Origin of the sequence: Cupriavidus sp. Met-2, from assembly GCF_049843575.1 — a bacterium.
Taxonomy (GTDB): Bacteria; Pseudomonadota; Gammaproteobacteria; order Burkholderiales; family Burkholderiaceae; genus Cupriavidus; species Cupriavidus metallidurans.
In genome coordinates this window covers 310944-330844 of record NZ_JBBHZL010000002.1, presented here as the reverse complement: position 1 = coordinate 330844, position 19901 = coordinate 310944, and the positions used below count along the sequence as shown (strand labels likewise).

General features: G+C 62.6%; 17 protein-coding genes. 16 read left to right on the top strand and 1 reads right to left on the bottom strand.

What is annotated here, in order from left to right; translation table 11 throughout:
• The first annotated feature begins 58 nt into the window (after positions 1 to 58).
• The 10 genes from zapE to WD006_RS06740 all read left to right on the top strand — a co-directional run bounded on the left by zapE (position 59) and on the right by WD006_RS06740 (position 9500).
• Entirely contained in the window at positions 59 to 1156 is a 1098-nt protein-coding gene (zapE, locus tag WD006_RS06785; protein ID WP_011516758.1) for a cell division protein ZapE, read from the top strand.
• 146 nt (positions 1157 to 1302) lie between these two features.
• Positions 1303 to 3888 (top strand): heavy metal translocating P-type ATPase, encoded by a 2586-nt coding sequence (locus tag WD006_RS06780; protein ID WP_029307592.1) that lies wholly within the window; start codon positions 1303 to 1305, stop codon positions 3886 to 3888.
• Positions 3889 to 3890: 2 nt separating this feature from the next.
• Positions 3891 to 4037 carry a cbb3-type cytochrome oxidase assembly protein CcoS gene (ccoS, locus tag WD006_RS06775; RefSeq protein ID WP_008647465.1) on the top strand — a complete coding sequence of 49 codons (147 nt, stop codon included), beginning with the start codon at positions 3891 to 3893 and terminating at the stop codon, positions 4035 to 4037.
• 171 nt (positions 4038 to 4208) lie between these two features.
• Entirely contained in the window at positions 4209 to 5657 is a 1449-nt protein-coding gene (gene ccoN / locus WD006_RS06770) for a cytochrome-c oxidase, cbb3-type subunit I (RefSeq protein ID WP_008647464.1), read from the top strand.
• Between the two features lie 17 nt (positions 5658 to 5674).
• The gene (gene ccoO, locus WD006_RS06765) at positions 5675 to 6340 is read left to right on the top strand and encodes a cytochrome-c oxidase, cbb3-type subunit II (RefSeq protein ID WP_008647462.1); all 666 of its coding nucleotides are present in this window, start codon (positions 5675 to 5677) and stop codon (positions 6338 to 6340) included.
• 4 nt (positions 6341 to 6344) lie between these two features.
• The gene (locus tag WD006_RS06760; RefSeq protein ID WP_011516755.1) at positions 6345 to 6512 is read left to right on the top strand and encodes a cbb3-type cytochrome oxidase subunit 3; all 168 of its coding nucleotides are present in this window, start codon (positions 6345 to 6347) and stop codon (positions 6510 to 6512) included.
• Complete coding sequence (ccoP, locus tag WD006_RS06755; protein WP_011516754.1) at positions 6509 to 7423, top strand: cytochrome-c oxidase, cbb3-type subunit III; 915 nt, start codon at positions 6509 to 6511, stop codon at positions 7421 to 7423. The genes WD006_RS06760 and ccoP overlap by 4 nt, the downstream gene beginning before the upstream one ends.
• A 55-nt stretch (positions 7424 to 7478) precedes the next feature.
• Positions 7479 to 9008 carry a cytochrome c oxidase accessory protein CcoG gene (gene ccoG / locus WD006_RS06750; protein WP_011516753.1) on the top strand — a complete coding sequence of 510 codons (1530 nt, stop codon included), beginning with the start codon at positions 7479 to 7481 and terminating at the stop codon, positions 9006 to 9008.
• A 13-nt stretch (positions 9009 to 9021) separates the two neighbouring features.
• A complete protein-coding gene (locus tag WD006_RS06745) occupies positions 9022 to 9258 on the top strand; it encodes a membrane protein (RefSeq protein ID WP_011516752.1) in 237 nt (78 codons plus the stop codon).
• Positions 9255 to 9500, top strand: a complete 246-nt coding sequence (locus WD006_RS06740; protein WP_008647451.1) for a hypothetical protein — start codon at positions 9255 to 9257, stop codon at positions 9498 to 9500. The genes WD006_RS06745 and WD006_RS06740 overlap by 4 nt, the downstream gene beginning before the upstream one ends.
• A gap of 83 nt (positions 9501 to 9583) precedes the next feature.
• On the opposite strand, the gene fnr is transcribed toward WD006_RS06740, so the two are convergent.
• Positions 9584 to 10309, bottom strand: a complete 726-nt coding sequence (gene fnr, locus WD006_RS06735; RefSeq protein WP_024570149.1) for a fumarate/nitrate reduction transcriptional regulator Fnr — start codon at positions 10307 to 10309, stop codon at positions 9584 to 9586.
• Between the two features lie 85 nt (positions 10310 to 10394).
• Between fnr and WD006_RS06730 the strand changes: the two genes are divergently transcribed.
• The 6 genes from WD006_RS06730 to infB all read left to right on the top strand — a co-directional run bounded on the left by WD006_RS06730 (position 10395) and on the right by infB (position 19857).
• On the top strand, positions 10395 to 11162 hold the full coding sequence (locus WD006_RS06730; protein WP_011516750.1) for a sulfite exporter TauE/SafE family protein: 768 nt from the start codon (positions 10395 to 10397) through the stop codon (positions 11160 to 11162).
• A gap of 550 nt (positions 11163 to 11712) precedes the next feature.
• The gene (gene scpB, locus WD006_RS06725) at positions 11713 to 12621 is read left to right on the top strand and encodes an SMC-Scp complex subunit ScpB (protein WP_011516749.1); all 909 of its coding nucleotides are present in this window, start codon (positions 11713 to 11715) and stop codon (positions 12619 to 12621) included.
• 28 nt (positions 12622 to 12649) lie between these two features.
• Entirely contained in the window at positions 12650 to 14545 is a 1896-nt protein-coding gene (gene rluB, locus WD006_RS06720) for a 23S rRNA pseudouridine(2605) synthase RluB (RefSeq protein WP_011516748.1), read from the top strand.
• Positions 14546 to 14873: 328 nt separating this feature from the next.
• Complete coding sequence (rimP, locus tag WD006_RS06715; RefSeq protein WP_011516747.1) at positions 14874 to 15362, top strand: ribosome maturation factor RimP; 489 nt, start codon at positions 14874 to 14876, stop codon at positions 15360 to 15362.
• Positions 15359 to 16834, top strand: a complete 1476-nt coding sequence (nusA, locus tag WD006_RS06710) for a transcription termination factor NusA (protein ID WP_008650614.1) — start codon at positions 15359 to 15361, stop codon at positions 16832 to 16834. The genes rimP and nusA overlap by 4 nt, the downstream gene beginning before the upstream one ends.
• Before the next feature lie 83 nt (positions 16835 to 16917).
• The gene (infB, locus tag WD006_RS06705; protein ID WP_011516746.1) at positions 16918 to 19857 is read left to right on the top strand and encodes a translation initiation factor IF-2; all 2940 of its coding nucleotides are present in this window, start codon (positions 16918 to 16920) and stop codon (positions 19855 to 19857) included.
• Positions 19858 to 19901 lie beyond the last annotated feature (44 nt).

Sequence of the window (19901 nt, the reverse complement as noted above, 5' to 3'; positions counted from 1 at the left end):
CGGCGCGCCGCCATTCGCGGCGCGCCGTTTTCACTTGCAGGCCCCCGGTTGAACCCACATGAACGTCACCGAGTTTTACGAACACGAACTCAAGCAGCGCGGCTATCAGTCAGATGAGGCGCAGCGTCGCGCCGTGGAGCGGCTCCAGCAATGCTATGACGAGTGGGTGGCCTACAAGGGCCGTCGAAACAGCACGCTGAAGAAGTTGCTGGTACACCCCGAGGTGCCGAAGGGCGTCTACATGTGGGGTGGGGTGGGGCGCGGCAAGTCGTTCCTGATGGACAGTTTCTATTCCTGCGTGCCGGTGGTGCGCAAGACGCGGCTCCACTTCCACGAGTTCATGCGCGAGGTGCATCGGGAACTCGAGGAACTGCGCGGTCGGGCAGACCCGCTGGACGAACTGGCGAAACGCATTGCGCGCCGCTTCCGGTTGATCTGCTTCGACGAGTTCCACGTCAATGATGTGGCGGATGCGATGATCCTGCATCGTCTGCTGCAGCAGTTGTTCGAGAACGGTGTGCAGTTCGTGATGACGTCGAACTATCGCCCGGATCTGCTTTACCCGGACGGCCTTCACCGTGATCGGGTGCTGCCGGCTATTGCGCTGCTGCAGCAAAAGCTCGATGTACTCAATGTCGATGCCGGCATCGACTACCGCAAGCGGGCGCTGGAACAGGTACAGGCCTACCATACGCCGCTGAACCGGGAGGCCAGCGCCGCGCTGCGCGATGCGTTCGTGTCCATCGCGGGTACGGCGGACGAGTCTCCGATCCTGCATATCGAACATCGCGAGATCAAGGCGTTGCGCAAGGCCAATGGCGTGGTCTGGTTCGATTTCGCGACCTTGTGCGGCGGCCCGCGCTCCCAGAACGACTATCTGGAGATTGCGTCACAGTTTCATACGGTGATCCTGTCGGATGTGCCGAAGATGACGCCGCGGATGTCATCGGAGGCGCGCCGCTTCACCTGGCTGATCGATGTTTTCTACGATCACAAGGTCAAGCTGCTGATGTCCGCCGAGGTGCCGGCCGACGAACTCTATACCGAAGGCCAGATGGCGAACGAGTTTCATCGGACGGTCTCGCGGATCATCGAGATGCAGTCGCGGGAGTACCTCGAGTCCGAACGTCGTACGGTCGACACCTCGTTGACCTGACAGGCTAGCAGGGGAGTCTGAAGGCCGTTCGAACCCGCTCCCCTGTTTGCACGGCCAGACCCTGGCTCCATTTTTGGAAGTTTGATCTTTATCAAGGCATATGGCGCGCTGGTTACCTAGTATTCGCTGGGTACTAAAAGCGCACTATGCCGTCCCTGCACGCTAGCCCCCTCGCGCCCGATGGAACGTCCGTTCCGTCCAATCCGAGCGCACAACTTGGTTCCGCCGCAGCCCTTGCCTCGGGCACGCGGCCTGGGTCGGCGTCTCTATCTACATCCACTACTCATTGTTTTCATTGCGGCCAGCCTCTCGGGCGCGATGTCACGCCGGTCGTCGCTGATATCGGCGGGCAGCGCCGCACATTCTGCTGTGGCGGCTGCCAGGCGCTGGCGCAGACACTCTATTCAGCCGGCTTCGGGCATCTATATAGCGATGTCACGCGGTTCGCGCGGCCGATAGATGCCCAGGCGCGACGCGAGGCAGAGCCTGTGTGGGCCGCCTACGATGCCCCCGAGCTGCGCAACCAGTTCGTTCGAGAACTGGGCGACGGCCGGGCGGAGATCACGCTGGCGCCGGAAAACATCCGCTGCGCGGCCTGTGCCTGGTTGATCGAGCAGCACCTCGGGCAACTGGATGGGGTCGAGTCGGCCGTGGCGAACGTGGCCACGCGCCGCGTAGTGGTGCGCTGGCAAGAGAACAAGCAGGGCGTGGCGGGGCTGCTGTCCACGCTGGCCGACATCGGCTACCAGGCATGGCCGTTCGAGGTCTCGCGTGGCGACCAGCACGATCGCCGCGAGCGGCGCGGCCTGCTGATGCGCATGGCCGTGGCGATGCTCGGCATGATGCAGGTGATGATGTATGCGTGGCCGCTCTATACGCACGAAGCCACGATCGACCCCGGCCAGCTTCAGTTGATGCGCTGGGCGAGCTTTGCGCTGACGATCCCGGTGGTTCTTTACTCTGCCTCGCCGATTTTCGCTGGCGCATGGCGTTCATTGCGGCAACGGCATATGGGCATGGACGTGCCTGTTGCGATCGGCGTGCTGGCTGGCTTCTTCGCGAGCGCTGTGGCGACCGTGCGGGGCGTCGGGGAGGTCTACTTCGATTCCGTGACGATGTTCGTCGCGTTCCTTCTGTTGGCCCGCTATCTGGAGTTGCGTGTCCGGCAAGCCTCGCGCAGTGGCGCCGAGATGCTGGCGCGCCAGCTGCCCGCGACCTGCGAGCGGCTGGTGGAGACGAGCGGCGTCGGCGAGCGGATCCCGGTTGCGCGACTGAATGCCGGTGACCGGATTCGCGTGAAGGCGGGCGAGATCATGCCGGCCGACGGTGTCGTGGTGGCTGGCGTCAGCGAAATCGACGAATCGATGCTGACAGGGGAAGCGCGGCCGGTGAAGCGCGCCATTGGCGACACCGTGCTGGCGGGTTGCTTCAATGCTGCCAGTCCGCTCGAGGTGAGCGTGCGCCGGATCGGCGCGCAGACCCGTCTCGCCGAGATCGTAGCCGTGCTGGATCGCGCGCTGGCGGATAAGCCCCGCCTGGCCCAGTTGGCAGATCGTGTGGCCGGCTGGTTTGTCGCCACCCTCTTGATCCTGGCCGCAATCACCGGGCTGGTCTGGGCGATCTGGATCGATCCATCACGCGCGCTATTGGTGACAGTCGCGGTGCTCGTTGTGAGCTGTCCTTGCGCGTTGTCGCTGGCTACTCCGGCGGCGCTGGCCGCCGCTGGCGCGGCGTTGTCGCGGCGCGGCGTGCTGCTGACCCGCGCGCACACGCTCGAAGCGCTTTCGGGTGTCACGGACATCATGCTCGACAAGACGGGCACGTTGACCGAGGGGCGTTTTGCGCTCGTGTCGACGGAGATCGCGGGCAATCTGGATCCGCCGACTTGCCAGAGTCTCGCCGCCGCCATGGAGCGTGGTGGGGAACATCCGATTGCGAGGGCCTTGGTTGAGGCCGCGGCGCACCATGCCGAACGGCTGGTGGCTGAACTGCACAACACTCCCGGGCAAGGATTGCAGGCAAATGTCGACGGCCGGTTGATGCGGCTGGGGCGTAGAGAGTTCGTCGCGGAATTGGCACCGGCAGCGGCCGACATCCGCCGCAGTGGTGACCGTTTTCCGGGCGCTACCGAGGTCTGGCTTGGTGACGCAAACGGTCCGCTGGCGTGTTTTCAGTTGGCCGATGTCGAACGGCCCCAGACAGCCGAGCTTCTGGCTTCGCTGACCCGACTCGGTGTGCGCTGTCATCTGGTTTCGGGCGATCAGCCGGCAGCGGTGCGCTGGTGGGCGGACCGCTTCGGCATCGAGACCGCCGTTGGAGCGGTCACGCCTGAAGGCAAGCGCGACTATGTAGCCAATCTTCAACAGCAGGGCGCCGTCGTTCTGGCGGTGGGCGACGGCATCAACGATGCGCCGGTGCTGGCCCAGGCCCAGGTTTCGATAGCGATCGGCAGCGGTGCGCCATTGGCGCAGGCCGGTGCCGATGCCGTGCTGACACACGGTGGCGTGGGCGAAATCGCCAATGCCATCGCCGTGGCCCGCAAGACGCGCCGTGTGGTACGCCAGAACCTGGGTTGGGCCTTTTTCTACAACGTCGTGGCGATCCCCCTGGCAGCTACCGGACTCGTTACGGCATGGATGGCAGGCATCGGAATGTCCGTGTCGTCGTTACTGGTTGTCGGCAATGCATGGCGCCTGTTGCGCGCCGCGGCGGCGCCGGCCAGGGAGTCCTGAATATGGAAACACTCTATCTATTGGTGCCGATGAGCCTGGTGCTGGTGGCCGTGATTGCCGGGGCGCTGTGGTGGGCGTTGCACGCGGGGCAGTACGACGACCTCGATCGCCCGGCGGAAGCAATTTTGCTCGACAACGACAAGCCTTGAATGTCAAGGCATATAGGTGACCGTTGCGGCGAACGCTCATTGACAGGAATTAATGCAAGCAGTTCGCAAGGGATGCTGGTGGCTTGATGAAAGTCAACGCGACTTGTAAGCCGATTTTCTAAAGTCACACCGTCAGTAGGTTTATTTTTACTTTTTGCATTGGGGGTCTGAATGGCTGTCACCACCGCGTCCTCACGCGCCGACACCTTCAACTATGGAGTCGTGCGGCAGTTTGCCGTCATGACCGTGGTTTGGGGGATCGTTGGCATGGCCGTAGGCGTTCTGCTTGCGGCGCAATTGATCTGGCCGGATCTGAATTTCAATACACCGTGGTTATCGTTCGGTCGCTTGCGACCGCTTCACACCAATGCGGTGATCTTTGCATTTGGCGGTAGCGCGCTGTTCGCCACGTCGTACTACGTCGTGCAACGCACCTGCCAGGCCCGGCTGTTCTGCGGCCCGCTGGCGTCGTTCACATTCTGGGGCTGGCAAGCCATCATCATCGCGGCGGTGATCACGCTGCCGATGGGCATTACTTCTTCCAAGGAGTATGCCGAGCTCGAATGGCCGATCGATATCCTGATCACGCTGGTCTGGGTTGCCTACGCGGTGGTGTTCTTCGGCACGATCATCAAGCGCAAGACCCGCCATATCTACGTGGCGAACTGGTTCTTCGGCGCTTACATCCTGACGATCGCCATCCTCCATATCGTCAACAACATCGAAATGCCGGTGTCGATGTGGAAGTCGTACTCCGCCTATGCAGGCGTGCAGGACGCGATGATCCAGTGGTGGTACGGCCACAACGCGGTGGGCTTCTTCCTGACCACGAGCTTCCTGGGGATGATGTACTACTTCATCCCGAAGCAGGCAGAGCGTCCGATCTACTCGTATCGCCTGTCGATCGTCCACTTCTGGGCGCTCAACTTCACGTACATGTGGGCGGGTCCGCACCACCTGCAGTACACCTCGCTGCCTGACTGGGCGCAGTCGCTGGGCATGGTGTTCTCGCTGATCCTGCTGGCTCCGTCGTGGGGCGGCATGATCAACGGGATCATGACGCTGTCCGGTGCCTGGCACAAGCTGCGTACCGATCCGATTCTCAAGTTCCTGGTGGTGGCGCTGTCGTTCTACGGCATGGCCACGTTCGAGGGCTCGATGATGTCGATCAAGACCGTGAACGCGCTGTCGCACTACACGGACTGGACGATCGGCCACGTGCACTCGGGTGCCCTGGGCTGGGTCGCGATGATCTCGATTGGCTCACTTTACTACCTGATTCCGCGCCTGTTCGGGGAGAAGGAGATGTACAGCACGCGCCTGATCGAGTGGCACTTCTGGATTGCGACGATCGGCGTCGTGCTCTACATCGCCTCGATGTGGATCGCCGGTGTGATGGAAGGTCTGATGTGGCGCGCCACGCAGCCTGACGGCACGCTGACCTATGCGTTCGTCGAAGCGGTCAAGGCAAAGTATCCGTTCTATCTGATTCGTCTGCTGGGTGGCCTGTGCTTCCTGAGCGGCATGATCCTCATGGCTTACAACGTGGCACGTACCATCATTGGCAAGCCTGCGGTTGACGCTCCGATTCCGGCCAACCTGCCGGCTTCCGCCCACTGATCGCCGAGGACCGAACGATGTCTCAAAAACAAGGATTCTTTTCCCACGAAACGCTGGAGAAGAACGTCGGCTGGCTGATCATCGCAACCATCATCGTGGTCAGTATCGCTGGCCTGGTGCAGATCGTGCCGCTGTTCTTCCAGCACTCGACGACTGAGCCCGATCCGGGCATCACGCCGTACTCGCCGCTGCGCCTGATGGGGCGCGACATCTACATCCGTGAGGGTTGCGTTGGTTGCCACTCGCAGCAGGTGCGTACCCTGCAGGCGGAGACTGAGCGTTATGGCCATTTCTCCACGGCGGGCGAGTCGGTGTATGACCACCCGTTCCTGTGGGGCTCGAAGCGTACCGGTCCGGATCTCGCGCGCGTTGGCGGCCGTTACTCGGACGACTGGCAGCGGATCCACCTGCGCAATCCGCGCGATGTGGTTCCCGAGTCGGTGATGCCTTCGTACCCGTGGCTGGAGAAGACGCAGTTGCCCACCAACGACATCCAGGCACGCATGCACGCGCTGAAGCGTCTGGGTGTGCCGTACAAGGACGAAGAGATTGCCCGTGCGCCTGAAGAGTTGGCGGGCAAGACGGAAGAAGATGCGCTGGTGGCGTATCTGCAGGGACTTGGCCTGAATCGCCGCAATGTGCGCGTTGACTCGGCGGCGGCTCCGGCGCCGGCGAAGGAGTGATGCCATGGCGATCGTGACCGCAATTGCAACCGTCGTGTCGATGCTGACGTTCATTGGCATCTGCTGGTGGGCATGGTCGGGCGGCCGCCAGGCCGCCAATCAGGAATCGGCGATGTTGCCGTTTGCCCTGCCTGACGAAAACACAACTACAAGCCGGAACCCACAGCCATGAGCGATTTCATTTCCGATTTCTGGAGTTATTACATCGCGGCCATCGCGCTCATCGGGATCGTCTGGTGTGTCTGGCTGCTGTTCTCCCAACGCAAGATGCCGAAAGGTGTCAGCACCACTGATGACACCGGTCATGTCTGGGATGGTGACCTGCGCGAATTGAACAATCCGCTGCCACGTTGGTGGATGTGGATGTTCCTGCTGGCCTGCATCTTCGGTCTTGGTTACTTGGCGCTGTATCCGGGTCTGGGATCGTACGCCGGTATGCTCAAGTTCTCGACGCAGGGCGAGCTTGCCGCTCACCGCGAAGCGGCCGAGAAAACGCAGCACCAGATCTACGCCAAGTATCTGAACATGGATATCAAGCAGGTGGCGGCGGATCCTGACGCGCGCGAGATCGGCCAGCGGTTGTTCCTGAACTACTGCGCGCAGTGCCATGGTTCGGATGCGCGTGGCAGCCGAGGCTTCCCCAACCTGACCGACAACGATTGGCTCTACGGTGGCGAGCCGGAGACGATCCAACAGACGATCACCAAGGGCCGCAATGGCGTGATGCCGTCGTTTGCGAGCACGATCGATGCGAAGCAGGCGGGCGATACCGCGCAGTACGTGCGTTCGCTGTCTGGTCTGTCCTCGGATCCGATTCGTGCATCGCGTGGCGAAAGCACCTTCAAGTCGACCTGCGCGGCCTGCCACGGCGCCAACGGCAAGGGCAACCAGGCACTCGGCGCGCCGAACCTGACCGACAACACGTGGTTGTACGGCAGCTCGGAAGCGACGATCGTCGACGCGATCCTGAAGGGACATAACGGTCATATGCCGGCGCATGAGGAGATTCTGACGCCCGAGCGCATCCGCATGCTGACCGCATATGTGTGGGGACTCTCGAATACGGGAGGCGCTGCAAAATGACTAACTGCCCCGGGGCCGGGCGGAGTGCCGCCCACCGGGGCGTGAGGGCAACACGATGAGCGCGCCCCTTAACGCCCCCGATCACTCGGACGATCACGCCTCGAACGATCCGTCTGCAAGCCAGTCGTCGAGCGATCGTAACGGCAACACTTGGCGTCCCGCGCCGCCCCCCAAGGGCGCAGAGACCACCGAGGAAGCGCTGTACGAGGTCCGCCGCAAGATCTATCCGCGCTCGACCTCTGGCGCGTTTTCGAGCTGGCGCGTGTGGCTGGTCATCCTGACGCAGTTGATTTACTACGGGACCCCCTGGCTAAAGTGGAATGATCGCCAGGCCGTGCTGTTCGATCTCGGCGCGCGCAAGTTCTACATCTTCGGTCTCGTGCTGTGGCCGCAGGATGTGATCTATCTTGCCGTGCTGCTGGTCATTTCTGCGCTATCGCTATTCCTGTTCACAGCCATCGCCGGACGCCTGTTCTGCGGCTACGCCTGTCCCCAAACGGTCTACACAGAGATATTCATGTGGATCGAGCGACATGTCGAAGGGGATCGCATCGCGCGGATCCGACTCGACGGCGATCCCTGGAGCCTGCGCAAGCTGCGAATCAAGGCGACCAAGCATGTGCTCTGGGTGCTGATCGCACTGTGGACGGGCTTCACGTTTATTGGATATTTCGCGCCGATTCGGGAGCTTGGTAGCGAGGTCCTGCATTTTACGCTCGGACCCTGGCAGAGTTTCTGGATGCTGTTCTACGCGTTTGCGACCTGGGGCAACGCCGGATTCATGCGCGAGCAGGTGTGCAAGTACATGTGCCCCTATGCGCGCTTCCAGAGCGTGATGGTCGACCGCGATACCTATGTCGTGACCTATGACGTGGGTCGTGGGGAGCCGCGTGGTAGCCGTTCCCGCAAGACCGATCGCCATGCCGCTGGCATTGGCGATTGCGTGAATTGCAGTATCTGCGTGCAGGTGTGTCCGACCGGTATCGATATTCGCGATGGCCTCCAGTACGAGTGCATCGGTTGCGGTGCCTGTATCGACGCGTGCAATCTGGTCATGGACAAGATGGAGTACCCGCGCGGACTGATCCGATACACGTCGGAAAATGCGATGCGCAAGTCCCTGTCGACATCCGACGCGCGCAAGCGGCTGCTGCGACCACGCACGATCATCTATACGCTGATCTGGTTGGTTCTGGCGGCGGGCTTCGTCGCGTCGCTGGCAGTGCGGTCGCCGATCAAGGTCGACATCATTCGGGATCGCGGCGCGCTGGGCCGGGAAGTGGAGGGGCGCTGGATCGAGAACGTCTATCGGCTCCAGGTGATCAACACCACGGAAGCGCCGATGCGGATTCGCGTGGAGGCTGAGGGCGACGACCTGACTGGACTGACGGTCGAGTATGACAAGTCCGCCGAGGCCATGCAGCCAACGTCCAACCGGTTGTTGCCGATTCGCATCCGCGTGCCGATCGACGATGCCAAGGAAGGCACGCACAAGATCAACGTAACGGTGACGGCGGAGGGCGAGGACGGCCGAGACGCGCATATCAGGCAATCCACGAGTTTCATTGTTCCCCGCAATCTGTGATGCTGAGGGCGAAATGGCAGCAAACAAGGAGAGCGCAATGACATCCCAACAGTCCAAGCCCTGGTACAGGGAACCGTGGCCGTGGCTTTTGATGAGCGGTCCGTTGCTTGCAATTATTGGCTGCGGCGTGACCATCTGGCTCGCCAACACGCATCCGGATTTGCCGGTTTCCGGCGTGGAGCGTCATGGTCTGGTCGTAGAGAAAACGGGGGCGGAGCATGTAACGTCGCCGGCTGCGAGGCGCCCATGAGACTCCGCTGGCTGATGTGGGTACTTTGGCCGGCGTTTCTGATGGGCGGAGCGGCCACCGCCACCGTATTTTCGGTCGTTGATCCGGGCGATCTCACGTTCTTCGGGCACCAGGTGGAAGCGTCTCGTGAGGCGGTCTACACGATTGGCTTCCTGGTGGCGTGGTTGTTTTGCGCGTTGTCCAGCGGGCTGACGCTATACACCATGCCAACCAAGCTCGAGGAGACCGACGAACTCGAGTAATGGATCGAGTGCTGGTAGAAAGCAGAACGGCCGCACCGGGAACTGAATTCCAGGTGCGGCCGTTTTCCTGGCTAGGACGTTCGTTAGCAGTTTCGGCTATAGACCTGCCTGATGCCTTCCATGTCCACGAGTTTCACGTGTCGTTGGCGAATCTGAATCAGGCCGGCTTCGGCGAATCGAGAGAAGAGCCGACTCACGGTTTCGAGCTTGAGGCCAAGGTAGCTGCCGATTTCTTCGCGGCTCATCCGCAGCACGAACTCGCTCGACGAGTAGCCGCGCATCGACAGGCGCTCCGACATGTTGACGAGAAATGCTGCCAGGCGCTCTTCGGCACGCATCGAGCCAAGAGTGATCAGCATGATCTGGTCCTGCGAGATTTCCTTGCTCATCAGTCGCAGGAACTGTTGCTGGAGCGACGGCAAGGTGCCGGACAGCGATTGCAGGTCATCGAATCGTACGACGCAGACCTCGGTGTCCTCGAGTGCAGTGGCATCGGATGCATGCTGCATCTCGCCGAGGCCGTCGAGTCCGACGACTTCACCGGGTAAATGGAAGCCGGTGATTTGCGTGCGTCCGTCCTCCATGGTCACGTGGGTCTTCAATGTGCCAAAGCGGATCGCATAGACTGCGGTAAGTGGCTCGCCCATGCGATAGAGCGTTTCGCCCTTGTGAACACGAACGCGTTCCTGTACGAGCGTGTCCATCTTTGCGAGGTCCTGTTGCGACATGCCCACGGGAAGGCAAAGCTGGCCCATGGCGCAAGTGGAGCAACGTGGAGACATCTCGGTGACGGGAATGGAGGTAAGCAATTGATGGTGCTCGCATGAATGCGCTTGCGATGGAGGCGCGATGCAGGCATTTTACAGCTTGATGTGACGCAGAAGCGAGGAACAGTTGCCATTTGGTGTGCTATTCAGTGTCTTTACACTTGCATTGCTTGGCGGCGTGCATTGCGCAGCCATGTGTGGAGGAATTGCCATTGCCGTCGAGCAACGGCAGTCCGGGGCGGCTGTCGCGGTCGTTAACGTCGTGCATCGTTCGCGGTTGCACTGGTGGCTGGAACTACTGGTTATGCACGCCGGGCGTCTCACGACCTATGTGCTGCTTGGGGCACTGATGGGGGCGGTGGGCGCGACAGTCTGGAAGCAGGATTACCTGCCAGTGCAGCGCTGGCTCTACGGTGCAGGCAGCCTGTTGCTTGTTCTGACCGGGGTGTGGTTGTTGCGGGGCCGCGTCATGCGGGCAGCGTGGCTCGAACGGCTGGCGGCGCGGGCGGCCTCGTATGTCGTTCAGGGCATCGCGTCGCTGGGTATGCAGATGCCGCTTCGCTTGCGTCGGCACGCGCCCATCATGCGGCGCTATGGGATGGGGTTGGCCTGGGGGCTGGTGCCTTGCGGTATGGTGTACGGCGCACTTGCGCTCGCCTTGTTGGCTGGTAATGCGCCTTCTGGGGCACTTGTCATGGCGGCCTTTGGCATCGGGACGCTGCCGAACCTGCTGGTGATCTCGGGTTTGTCGGGCTACCTGCGGCAACTGTCGCGCCGCCCCAGCGTGCGAGTGGGCGCCGCGCTTATTGTGATCGGTTTTGGGGCGCTGGGTGTCGCACGCGCCGTCTGGCTGCCCGATACGCTGGCCAATCACGGCTTCTGCGTCGTGTTCTAGACTTTTTTGCTGGTTGCAGGGCGGGGCTGGAATGCCATACAATCGCGAAACCACGGTATCGCGCTCCGATGCGCTCGTGGCGTCGCCGGGGCTGCATTCCCGATCTGGGGTGTGTGCCCAGGGGGTCTGGGCAGGTCTGGCTTGCCAGGATCGTCCCCACAGTTCATCCGGTTCACAAGATCTGGTTCCAAAGTCCGATGGGGCTGTGTGGAGAGGTGGCGCCGGTGCCAGGCGAAGTTGCCTGGGCCGATATCGATTGTTTCTTGCCGCCTTGGCGATCTGATTGTCCAGGTGAATGTCCACCCCAAAAGGGAGAGGGTGCGACGCAAGAGGTCCGTTGACTGGCGCAGTCTGTCAGCCCCGGACGATCTCCTGCCGGAACGACCCGGCAATTCGATGCAAAGAAAATGAGGTGCACGGCTGCGCTGCGAAAAGCTGCGAGTTAGCTGCGCGATGAGATGGCGGTGGCTTAGGCCTCGCTGTATCTGCAATCTCCAGTGCTTCAGGATTCGTCCAGAAGCAGGTGCAAAGACAGGCTGCACACAATCACATGAATACCCAAGAGGCGAAGATCGTCCTCGAGACCGCGCTGATCTGTGCGCAGGAGCCGTTGCGCGTTGGTGATCTGCGACGGTTGTTCGCCGACGACGTCGGTGCCGACACCATCCGGGTTCTACTCGAAGAGCTGCGCAACGACTGGCAGCAGCGCGGGGTGGAGCTCGTGGCCCTGGCCAGCGGTTGGCGGTTCCAGAGCCGTCCCGAGATGCGCGAGTTTCTTGACCGACTCAATCCGGAAAAGCCGCCGAAGTACTCGCGTGCCGTGATGGAAACGCTAGCGATCATCGCGTATCGCCAGCCGGTGACGCGCGGTGACATCGAAGAGATCCGGGGCGTGACGGTCAGCACGGAAGTGGTCAAGAAGCTTGAGGATCGGGACTGGATCGAAGTCATCGGTCACCGGGACGTGCCTGGCCGCCCCGCGTTGTACGCAACGACCAAGGCATTCCTGGATGACCTCGGTCTGCGCTCGCTGGATGAGTTACCGCCGCTCGAGGATGCCCAGGCCCAGGCCCAGGCGGCACTGCTGGATCAGCAGGCCATCGATTTCGAGGCGGTCGCGACGGCGAATCCGCCTGCTGGTGACGAGGAAGCCTTTTCGGAGGCTACCGTTGGGGTGGCTGAGACGGGCGAGCCGGCAGTTGAGTCGTTGTCGGTCGAGCCGCAATCCGAAGATCTGTCCGGTGGCGCGAGCGATGCCGCCGGCAATGAAAACGAACAGAACGACAGCGTCGCGCAGTTGCCCGAGGGTGATGGGCATGACGATGACGCGCCGGTGGCCCAGGCCAACGGATTCCATGTGGACACAGAGTCTTCCTCGCAGGAGGACGCCGCAGTTCCGGCTCGCGACGGTGATATGCCGCTGACGACCGAGGACGACGACGAGCGCGTGTCCAACTGAACAACATGCAACATCGATAGTGAATACTTTGTCTGATTCCGCTGAGCAAGACGTCCGCCAGCCGGACGTGCCGGGCGATACCGGCGCAGCCCCCGAGGGTAACGGCGCCGAAGGCGCGCCCCGCCGCAAGGGGCTGCGCCGCGGCCTGCGCAATCTAGTGGCTTCCCGTCGCCAGGCGGGGCAGGACCGCGATGGCCGGGAAACGGGGCGCGACGATGTCGAACCCTCGTCGACTGGCGAAAGCGGCGATGCTTCGCCGGCCGCCGCCCCCGCGCGTGGCCGTGGGCGTCGCAAGCCGGCGCCGGCCGCCGACACGCAGGCAGTTGCTGGTGCCGAGGAGATGGGTGGCGACGCGCAAGCTGGCCAGCCGCGATCGGATCAGCCAGCGCAGGGGGCTCGCAAGCGCCGTCAGCAGCCGCAACGCAAGGCAGCGCTGGTTGATGGTGACAACAAGCCAACCTCACAACAGCCGGGCCGCCGCAACAAGGGTGGTCAGCGCAAGGGTCAACAGCCTGGCGGCAAGCCGGGTGCTGACAGGGGTGACCAGCGTGTCGAGCAGCGCCAGGGCGACAAGCCCGGTCGGCAAGCCGGCAAGGGCGGCGCGAAGACCGCTGCCGGTGGCGAGGATCTGTTCCGTTTCGTGATTTCCGAGCAGTTCGATCAGGAAGACACGATTGTGCCGCGCACCAAGGCCAAGCCGGTGCGCGAACTGTCCGCAGACGACGACGCGCCCAAACTGCACAAGGTGCTGGCGGAGGGTGGACTTGGTTCACGCCGCGAGATGGAAGAACTGATCCTGCAGGGGCGTGTGTCGGTCAATGGCCTGCCTGCCCATATCGGCCAGCGTATTCTGCCGACCGACCAGGTCCGCGTGAACGGCAAGCTGATTCACCGCAAGGTGACGACCAAGCCTCCACGGGTGCTGCTCTATCACAAGCCCTCCGGCGAGATCGTCAGCCAGTCGGATCCGGAAGGCCGTCCGACCGTTTTCGACAGTCTCCCGCGCATCAAGAACGGCAAGTGGGTCGCGGTTGGTCGCCTCGACTTCAATACCGAAGGGCTGCTGATTTTCACCACGTCGGGTGATATCGCGAACCGTTTCATGCACCCGCGCTATGGCGTGGAGCGCGAGTACGCAGTGCGCACGCTGGGCGAACTGGCCGAAGCCGATCGTCAGCGGCTGCTGCATGGCATTCAGCTCGATGATGGCGAGGCAAACTTCCTGCGGATCGCCGATGGCGGTGGCGAGGGCGTGAACCAGTGGTATCACGTGGCGCTGACCGAAGGCCGTAACCGCGAAGTGCGTCGCATGTTCGAGGCCGTCGGTCTGACCGTGTCGCGCCTGATCCGCACGCGTTATGGTCAGTTCCTGCTGCCGCGCGGCTTGAAGCGCGGTCGCTGGCAGGAATTGGACCCGACGGATGTGCGCGGCCTGATGGCCAACATTGGACTGAAGGCGCCGTCCAAGGAAGCACAGAGCGGCGGCAAGGGTGTGACGAAGGTCGGCGGCCGCAAGCAGCGCGAAGAAGCGGCGCTGGCGGGCATGCCGATGCACACCGGCATGGATGGTCTGCCGCGCTACGAGAAGAGCGGTGGCCGGGGTGGTAATGCTGGGGGCGCGGGCCGTGGTCAGCCTGATCCGATGCAGACCTCGATGGGATACATTCCGTCCGGCCCTGCGCCGCTGACGTCGCATACGACCAAGTTTGGCGGCGGGATGGGCGGCGGCCTGCGGGGCCCTGGCGCCGGTGGTGGTCGCGGCGGCGGGCGGGGCGGCAAGGCCGGAAACGCTGGCAATGCGGGCAACGCAGGTGGCAATCGCCAGCGTCGCGGCGGTGGCGAGGTCAATGGAAATGTAATGCCAAAGGCTGCCAAGGGTGCGGGAGGCGGTAGTCGCCGTCCGCGCGGCCGAGGTCAGCGTTGATTGACGGATCGGGCGGTGCCGGTAATGGTCGGCAATCGCCCCGATCCGGAGCGGAACCTCGGAGGCTTTTGCCTTTTGGACATAATCCGCGTATAATCAAAGTCTATTCAAAAGTATCATCCTCGGCGAGGATGGGCGAATGATGGGCATTGCGCCCATTTTTTTTTGGTTCGCCCGTTTGCACTTGCGGCTGGTTTTCGTCACATGGCGGGCCGGCAGGATGATTGGGCAGGCAGGACGGTTTGCAGGTCGCGTCGAGCATCAATTCCGAGCGTATTGCGTTGTCCGGTGTCTGCCACGGTATTGAAGGCCACTACTCGGGATTACAGTGCATCTGGCAGATTTGATCGAAACCACCCTTATCGGCATGGGCTACGAGTTGGTTGAGCTTGAGCGTGCCCCGGCCGGACTTCTGCGTGTCTATATCGATCAGCCTGAAACTGGCATCGTCATTGAGGATTGCGAGAAGGTCAGTCGCCAGCTCACTCACGTGCTCACTGTGGAGAACGTTGATTACGAGCGCCTCGAAGTGTCGTCGCCAGGCCTGGACCGGCCGCTGAAGAAGTTGGCCGATTTCGTTCGCTTTGCCGGTGCTGAGGTCAGGGTTACGCTGCGCCTGCCGGTCAATGGCCAGAAGAATTTCGTGGGCATCCTGTGTGAACCCGCAGGAGATGCCGGGGCCGAGAAGATCGGCCTGGAGTTCGAAGGCAAGGACGGTCCGGCACTGCTGGAATTCGCCATATCCGATGTCGATCGCGCACGTTTGGTGCCGGTGATCGACTTCAAGGGAAATCAAAGAAAAGGGAACAAGCAATGAGCCGCGAAGTTCTGTTGCTCGTCGATGCGCTAGCGCGCGAAAAGAACGTCGACAAGGATGTGGTTTTCGGTGCGCTGGAGGCGGCTCTCGCCTCGGCCACCAAGAAACGTTTCGAGGAGGACGTGGATATTCGCGTTCATATCGACCGCGAATCCGGTGAGCACGAGACGTTCCGCCGCTGGCTCGTCGTTCCTGATGAACAGGGTCTGCAGGAGCCGGACAAGCAGATCCTGCTGTTCGAGGCACGCGAGCAGAATGCCGATATCCAGCTCGACGACTACATCGAAGAGCAGATCGAGTCGGTCGAGTTCGGTCGTATCGGCGCGCAGGCGGCCAAACAGGTCATCCTGCAGCGTATTCGTGACGCCGAGCGCGAGCAGATCCTGAACGATTATCTGGATCGTGGCGAAAAGATCATGACCGGCACGGTCAAGCGCGCCGACAAGAAGGGCTTGATCGTCGAGTCGGGCCGCGTGGAAGCGCTGCTGGCACGTGACCAGATCATCCCGAAGGAAAACCTGCGCACCGGCGACCGTGTGCGCGCGTATATCCTCAATGTGGACCGCGCCGCGCGTGGCCCGCAGATCGAACTGTCGCGTACCGCGCCTGAGTTCCTGATCAAGCTCTTCGAGAACGAAGTGCCTGAAATGGAACAGGGCTTGCTGGAGATCAAGGCTGCCGCCCGCGATCCGGGTGTGCGCGCGAAGATCGCCGTCGTGGCGCATGACAAGCGTATCGATCCGATCGGTACCTGTGTGGGCGTGCGAGGCACGCGCGTGACGGCCGTGCGTAACGAGATCGGCGGCGAGGCCGTGGACATCGTGCTGTGGTCGGAAGATCCGGCGCAGTTCGTCATCGGCGCGCTGGCACCGGCACAAGTGCAGTCGATCGTGGTCGACGAAGAGAAGCACAGCATGGACGTGGTGGTCGACGAGGAAAACCTCGCCGTCTCCATCGGCCGCAGTGGTCAGAACGTACGCCTGGCGTCGGAGCTGACCGGCTGGCAGATCAACATCATGACGCAGGAAGAATCGGCGCAGAAGCAGGCCGAGGAAAGCGAAGTGGTGCGCAAGCTGTTCATGGCCAAGCTGGACGTGGACGAGGAGGTGGCGGACATCCTGATCGAGGAAGGCTTCTCCTCGCTGGAAGAAGTGGCCTACGTGCCCATCAGTGAAATGATGGAAATCGAGGCATTCGACGAGGACACCGTCAACGAGCTGCGCAATCGCGCCCGCGATGCGCTGCTGACGATGGAACTGGCCCGGGAAGAAAAGGTGGAAGAGGTGTCGCAGGATCTGCGCTCGCTCGACGGCCTGACGCCCGAGCTGATCGGCAAACTGGCCGAAGGCAACATCCACACACGCGACGACCTGGCCGAGCTGGCCGTGGACGAACTGGTCGAACTGGCCGGCGTGGGCGAGGAAGAAGCCAAGGCGCTGATCATGAAAGCACGGGAACATTGGTTTAACTGAGGGACACGTCCGGGGTGAAGCCTGGACGCGCTTTCCGCACACGAATTGTCCCGACGTAGAAACCGAGCATTGAAAGGGTTTGAATGGCAAGCACAACAGTTGCCCAACTGGCCGCAGAACTGAGCCGCAGCCCTGCTGCACTGCTGGAACAATTGCAGGCAGCTGGGGTGGGCAAAGCAACGCCAGACGACGTCATCACCGAATCGGACAAGACCAGGCTGCTGGATTACCTGAAGCGGTCGCATGGTCAGTCCGACGACAGCGCGCGCAAGAAGATCACGCTGACCAAGCGTGAGACTTCCGAGATCCGCCAATCCGACTCCACCGGCAAGACCCGCACGGTGCAGGTGGAGGTGCGCAAGAAGCGCGTCCTGATCAAGCGTGACGACGTGGAATCTCACGGCGACGGCGCCGACTCCCAGGAATCGGCCGAGGCCGCTGCCGAGGAAGTGCGTCGCGATGAGGAACAGCGCCGCGAGCAGGCCGAGGCCCTGGCACGTCAGGAAGCGGAGGCTCAGGCAGCCCGCGAGGCCGCCGAGCGCGAGGAAGCCGAACGCCGCGCCAAGCAGGAAGCCCTGGAGGCCGAACAGCGCCGCCAGGCCGAACTGCTGGCCCAGAAGGCTGCTGAAGAAGCTGCCGCCGCACAGGCCGCGGCCGACGCCGCCGAGGAAACCGCGCGCGAGAAGGCAGAAGAAGACAAGGCACGTCTGGCCACGGAACGCGCGCAAGCGCAGAAAAATGCCGACGACGCCAAGGCTGCCGTCGACAAGGCGCGCGCCGAGCAGGACAGCGCGAAGGCTGCAGCCGACAAGGCGCGTGCGGAGCAGGATGCTGCCGCCCGTCGCCGTCGCGAAGCCGCCGAAGCGGAAGCGCGCGCGATTCAGCAGATGCTGAATGCGCCGCCACGTGTGCTGAAGGCGCCGTCGGAGCGCAAGGCCGAGGAAAAGAAGGCCGAGCAGACGGGCACGCTGCACAAGCCGGTGAAGCCGGCTGGCGCCACGACCGAAGCGAAGAAGGACGACAAGAAGGCCGCACCGGCTGCCACGACTACCACGGCTGCCGCTGGCGACAAGAAGGGCGCCAAGGGTGGCAAGACCGGTACCTGGCAGGATGAAGGCAGCCGCGGCAAGAAGGGCGGTGGCCTGAAGACGCGCGGCGATTCGTCCGGCGGTGTCGGTGGCTGGCGCAGCGGCCCGCGTGGCCGTGGCGGCAAGCACAATGCCGACGACGCACGCAGCAACTTCCAGGCGCCGACCGAGCCGGTGGTGCGTGAAGTGCACGTGCCGGAAACCGTCTCGGTGGCCGATCTGGCGCACAAGATGGCCGTGAAGGCATCCGAGGTCATCAAGCAGATGATGAAGCTCGGCCAGATGGTGACGATCAACCAGGTGCTGGACCAGGAAACCGCCATGATCGTGGTGGAAGAAATGGGCCACAAGGCGTTCGCCGCCAAGCTGGACGATCCTGAAGCGTTGCTGGTGGTGGATGGCGAGGATCACGGCGATGCCGAGATGCTGCCGCGTCCGCCGGTGGTGACGGTGATGGGCCACGTCGACCACGGCAAGACCTCGCTGCTCGACTACATCCGTCGCACGAAGGTTGCAGCGGGCGAAGCGGGCGGTATTACGCAGCACATCGGTGCCTACCATGTGGAAACCGATCGCGGCGTGATCACGTTCCTGGATACTCCGGGTCACGAGGCCTTTACGGCCATGCGTGCCCGCGGTGCCAAGGCTACCGACATCGTGATTCTGGTAGTGGCCGCCGATGACGGCGTGATGCCGCAGACCAAGGAAGCGATTGCGCACGCCAAGGCTGCCGGTGTGCCGATCGTGGTGGCGATCACCAAGGTCGACAAGCCCGAAGCCAACCCGGACCGCGTCAAGCAGGAACTGGTGGCCGAGCAGGTCGTGCCCGAAGAGTACGGTGGCGAATCGCCGTTCGTGCCTGTTTCGGCCAAGACCGGCCAGGGCATCGACGATCTGCTCGAAAACGTGCTGCTGCAGGCCGAAGTGCTGGAGCTGCGCGCACCGGTGGACGCCCCGGCCAAGGGCCTGGTGGTGGAAGCCCAGCTCGACAAGGGCAAGGGCCCGATCGCGACGATCCTGGTCAGCAGCGGCACGCTCAAGCGTGGTGATGTGGTGCTGGCTGGTAGCGCCTACGGCCGTGTGCGTGCGATGCTGGACGAAAACGGCAAGCCCTCCAAGGAAGCTGGCCCGTCGATCCCGGTGGAAATCCAGGGTCTGTCGGAAGTGCCCGCCGCCGGTGAGGAAGTGCTGGTGCTGCCGGACGAACGCAAGGCACGCGAAATCGCGCTGTTCCGTCAGGGCAAGTTCCGCGACGTGAAGCTTGCGAAGCAGCAGGCCGCCAAGCTGGAAACGATGCTCGAGCAGATGGCCGAAGGTGAAGTGCAGACGCTGCCGTTGATCGTGAAGGCCGACGTGCAGGGTTCGCAGGAAGCGCTGGTGCAGTCGCTGCAGAAGCTGTCGACGAGCGAAGTGCGCGTGCAGATCGTGCACGGTGGCGTGGGTGGCATCTCGGAGTCGGACGTCAACCTGGCGACGGCATCGAAGGCGGTCATCATCGGCTTCAACGTGCGTGCCGACGCAGGCGCGCGCAAGCTGGCCGAGCACAACGGCATCGACATCCGCTACTACAACATCATTTACGATGCGGTAGACGAGATCAAGGCGGCCATGTCGGGCATGTTGGCACCGGAGAAGCGCGAGACCACGATCGGTCAGGTGGAAGTCCGTCAGGTCTTCCGCGTGCCGAAGGTGGGCGCGGTGGCTGGCTGTATGGTCACCGACGGTCTCATCAAGCGGAACTCGATGGTGCGCGTGCTGCGCAACAACGTGGTTATCCACGATGGCGAACTCGACTCGCTCAAGCGTTTCAAGGACGACGTCAAGGAAGTCAAGCAAGGCTTCGAGTGCGGTTTGTCGATCAAGAACTTCAACGACGTTCAGGAAGGCGACCAGCTCGAGGTGTACGAAATCACAGAGGTGGCGCGTACGCTGTAAGGCGATACGCAAAGACGGCAGGCTCCGGCCTGCCGTTTTCACTT

Coding starts and splice junctions, on each gene's coding strand:
- ccoG (WP_011516753.1), top strand. CDS start 7,479: ATGAGCGCGCCCCTTAACGCCCCCGATCACTCGGACGATCACGCCTCG.
- nusA (WP_008650614.1), top strand. CDS start 15,359: ATGAGCCGCGAAGTTCTGTTGCTCGTCGATGCGCTAGCGCGCGAAAAG.
- ccoP (WP_011516754.1), top strand. CDS start 6,509: ATGAGCGATTTCATTTCCGATTTCTGGAGTTATTACATCGCGGCCATC.
- zapE (WP_011516758.1), top strand. CDS start 59: ATGAACGTCACCGAGTTTTACGAACACGAACTCAAGCAGCGCGGCTAT.
- WD006_RS06760 (WP_011516755.1), top strand. CDS start 6,345: ATGGCGATCGTGACCGCAATTGCAACCGTCGTGTCGATGCTGACGTTC.
- ccoO (WP_008647462.1), top strand. CDS start 5,675: ATGTCTCAAAAACAAGGATTCTTTTCCCACGAAACGCTGGAGAAGAAC.
- scpB (WP_011516749.1), top strand. CDS start 11,713: ATGAATACCCAAGAGGCGAAGATCGTCCTCGAGACCGCGCTGATCTGT.
- WD006_RS06745 (WP_011516752.1), top strand. CDS start 9,022: ATGGCAGCAAACAAGGAGAGCGCAATGACATCCCAACAGTCCAAGCCC.
- ccoS (WP_008647465.1), top strand. CDS start 3,891: ATGGAAACACTCTATCTATTGGTGCCGATGAGCCTGGTGCTGGTGGCC.
- ccoN (WP_008647464.1), top strand. CDS start 4,209: ATGGCTGTCACCACCGCGTCCTCACGCGCCGACACCTTCAACTATGGA.
- WD006_RS06740 (WP_008647451.1), top strand. CDS start 9,255: ATGAGACTCCGCTGGCTGATGTGGGTACTTTGGCCGGCGTTTCTGATG.
- WD006_RS06780 (WP_029307592.1), top strand. CDS start 1,303: ATGCCGTCCCTGCACGCTAGCCCCCTCGCGCCCGATGGAACGTCCGTT.
- infB (WP_011516746.1), top strand. CDS start 16,918: ATGGCAAGCACAACAGTTGCCCAACTGGCCGCAGAACTGAGCCGCAGC.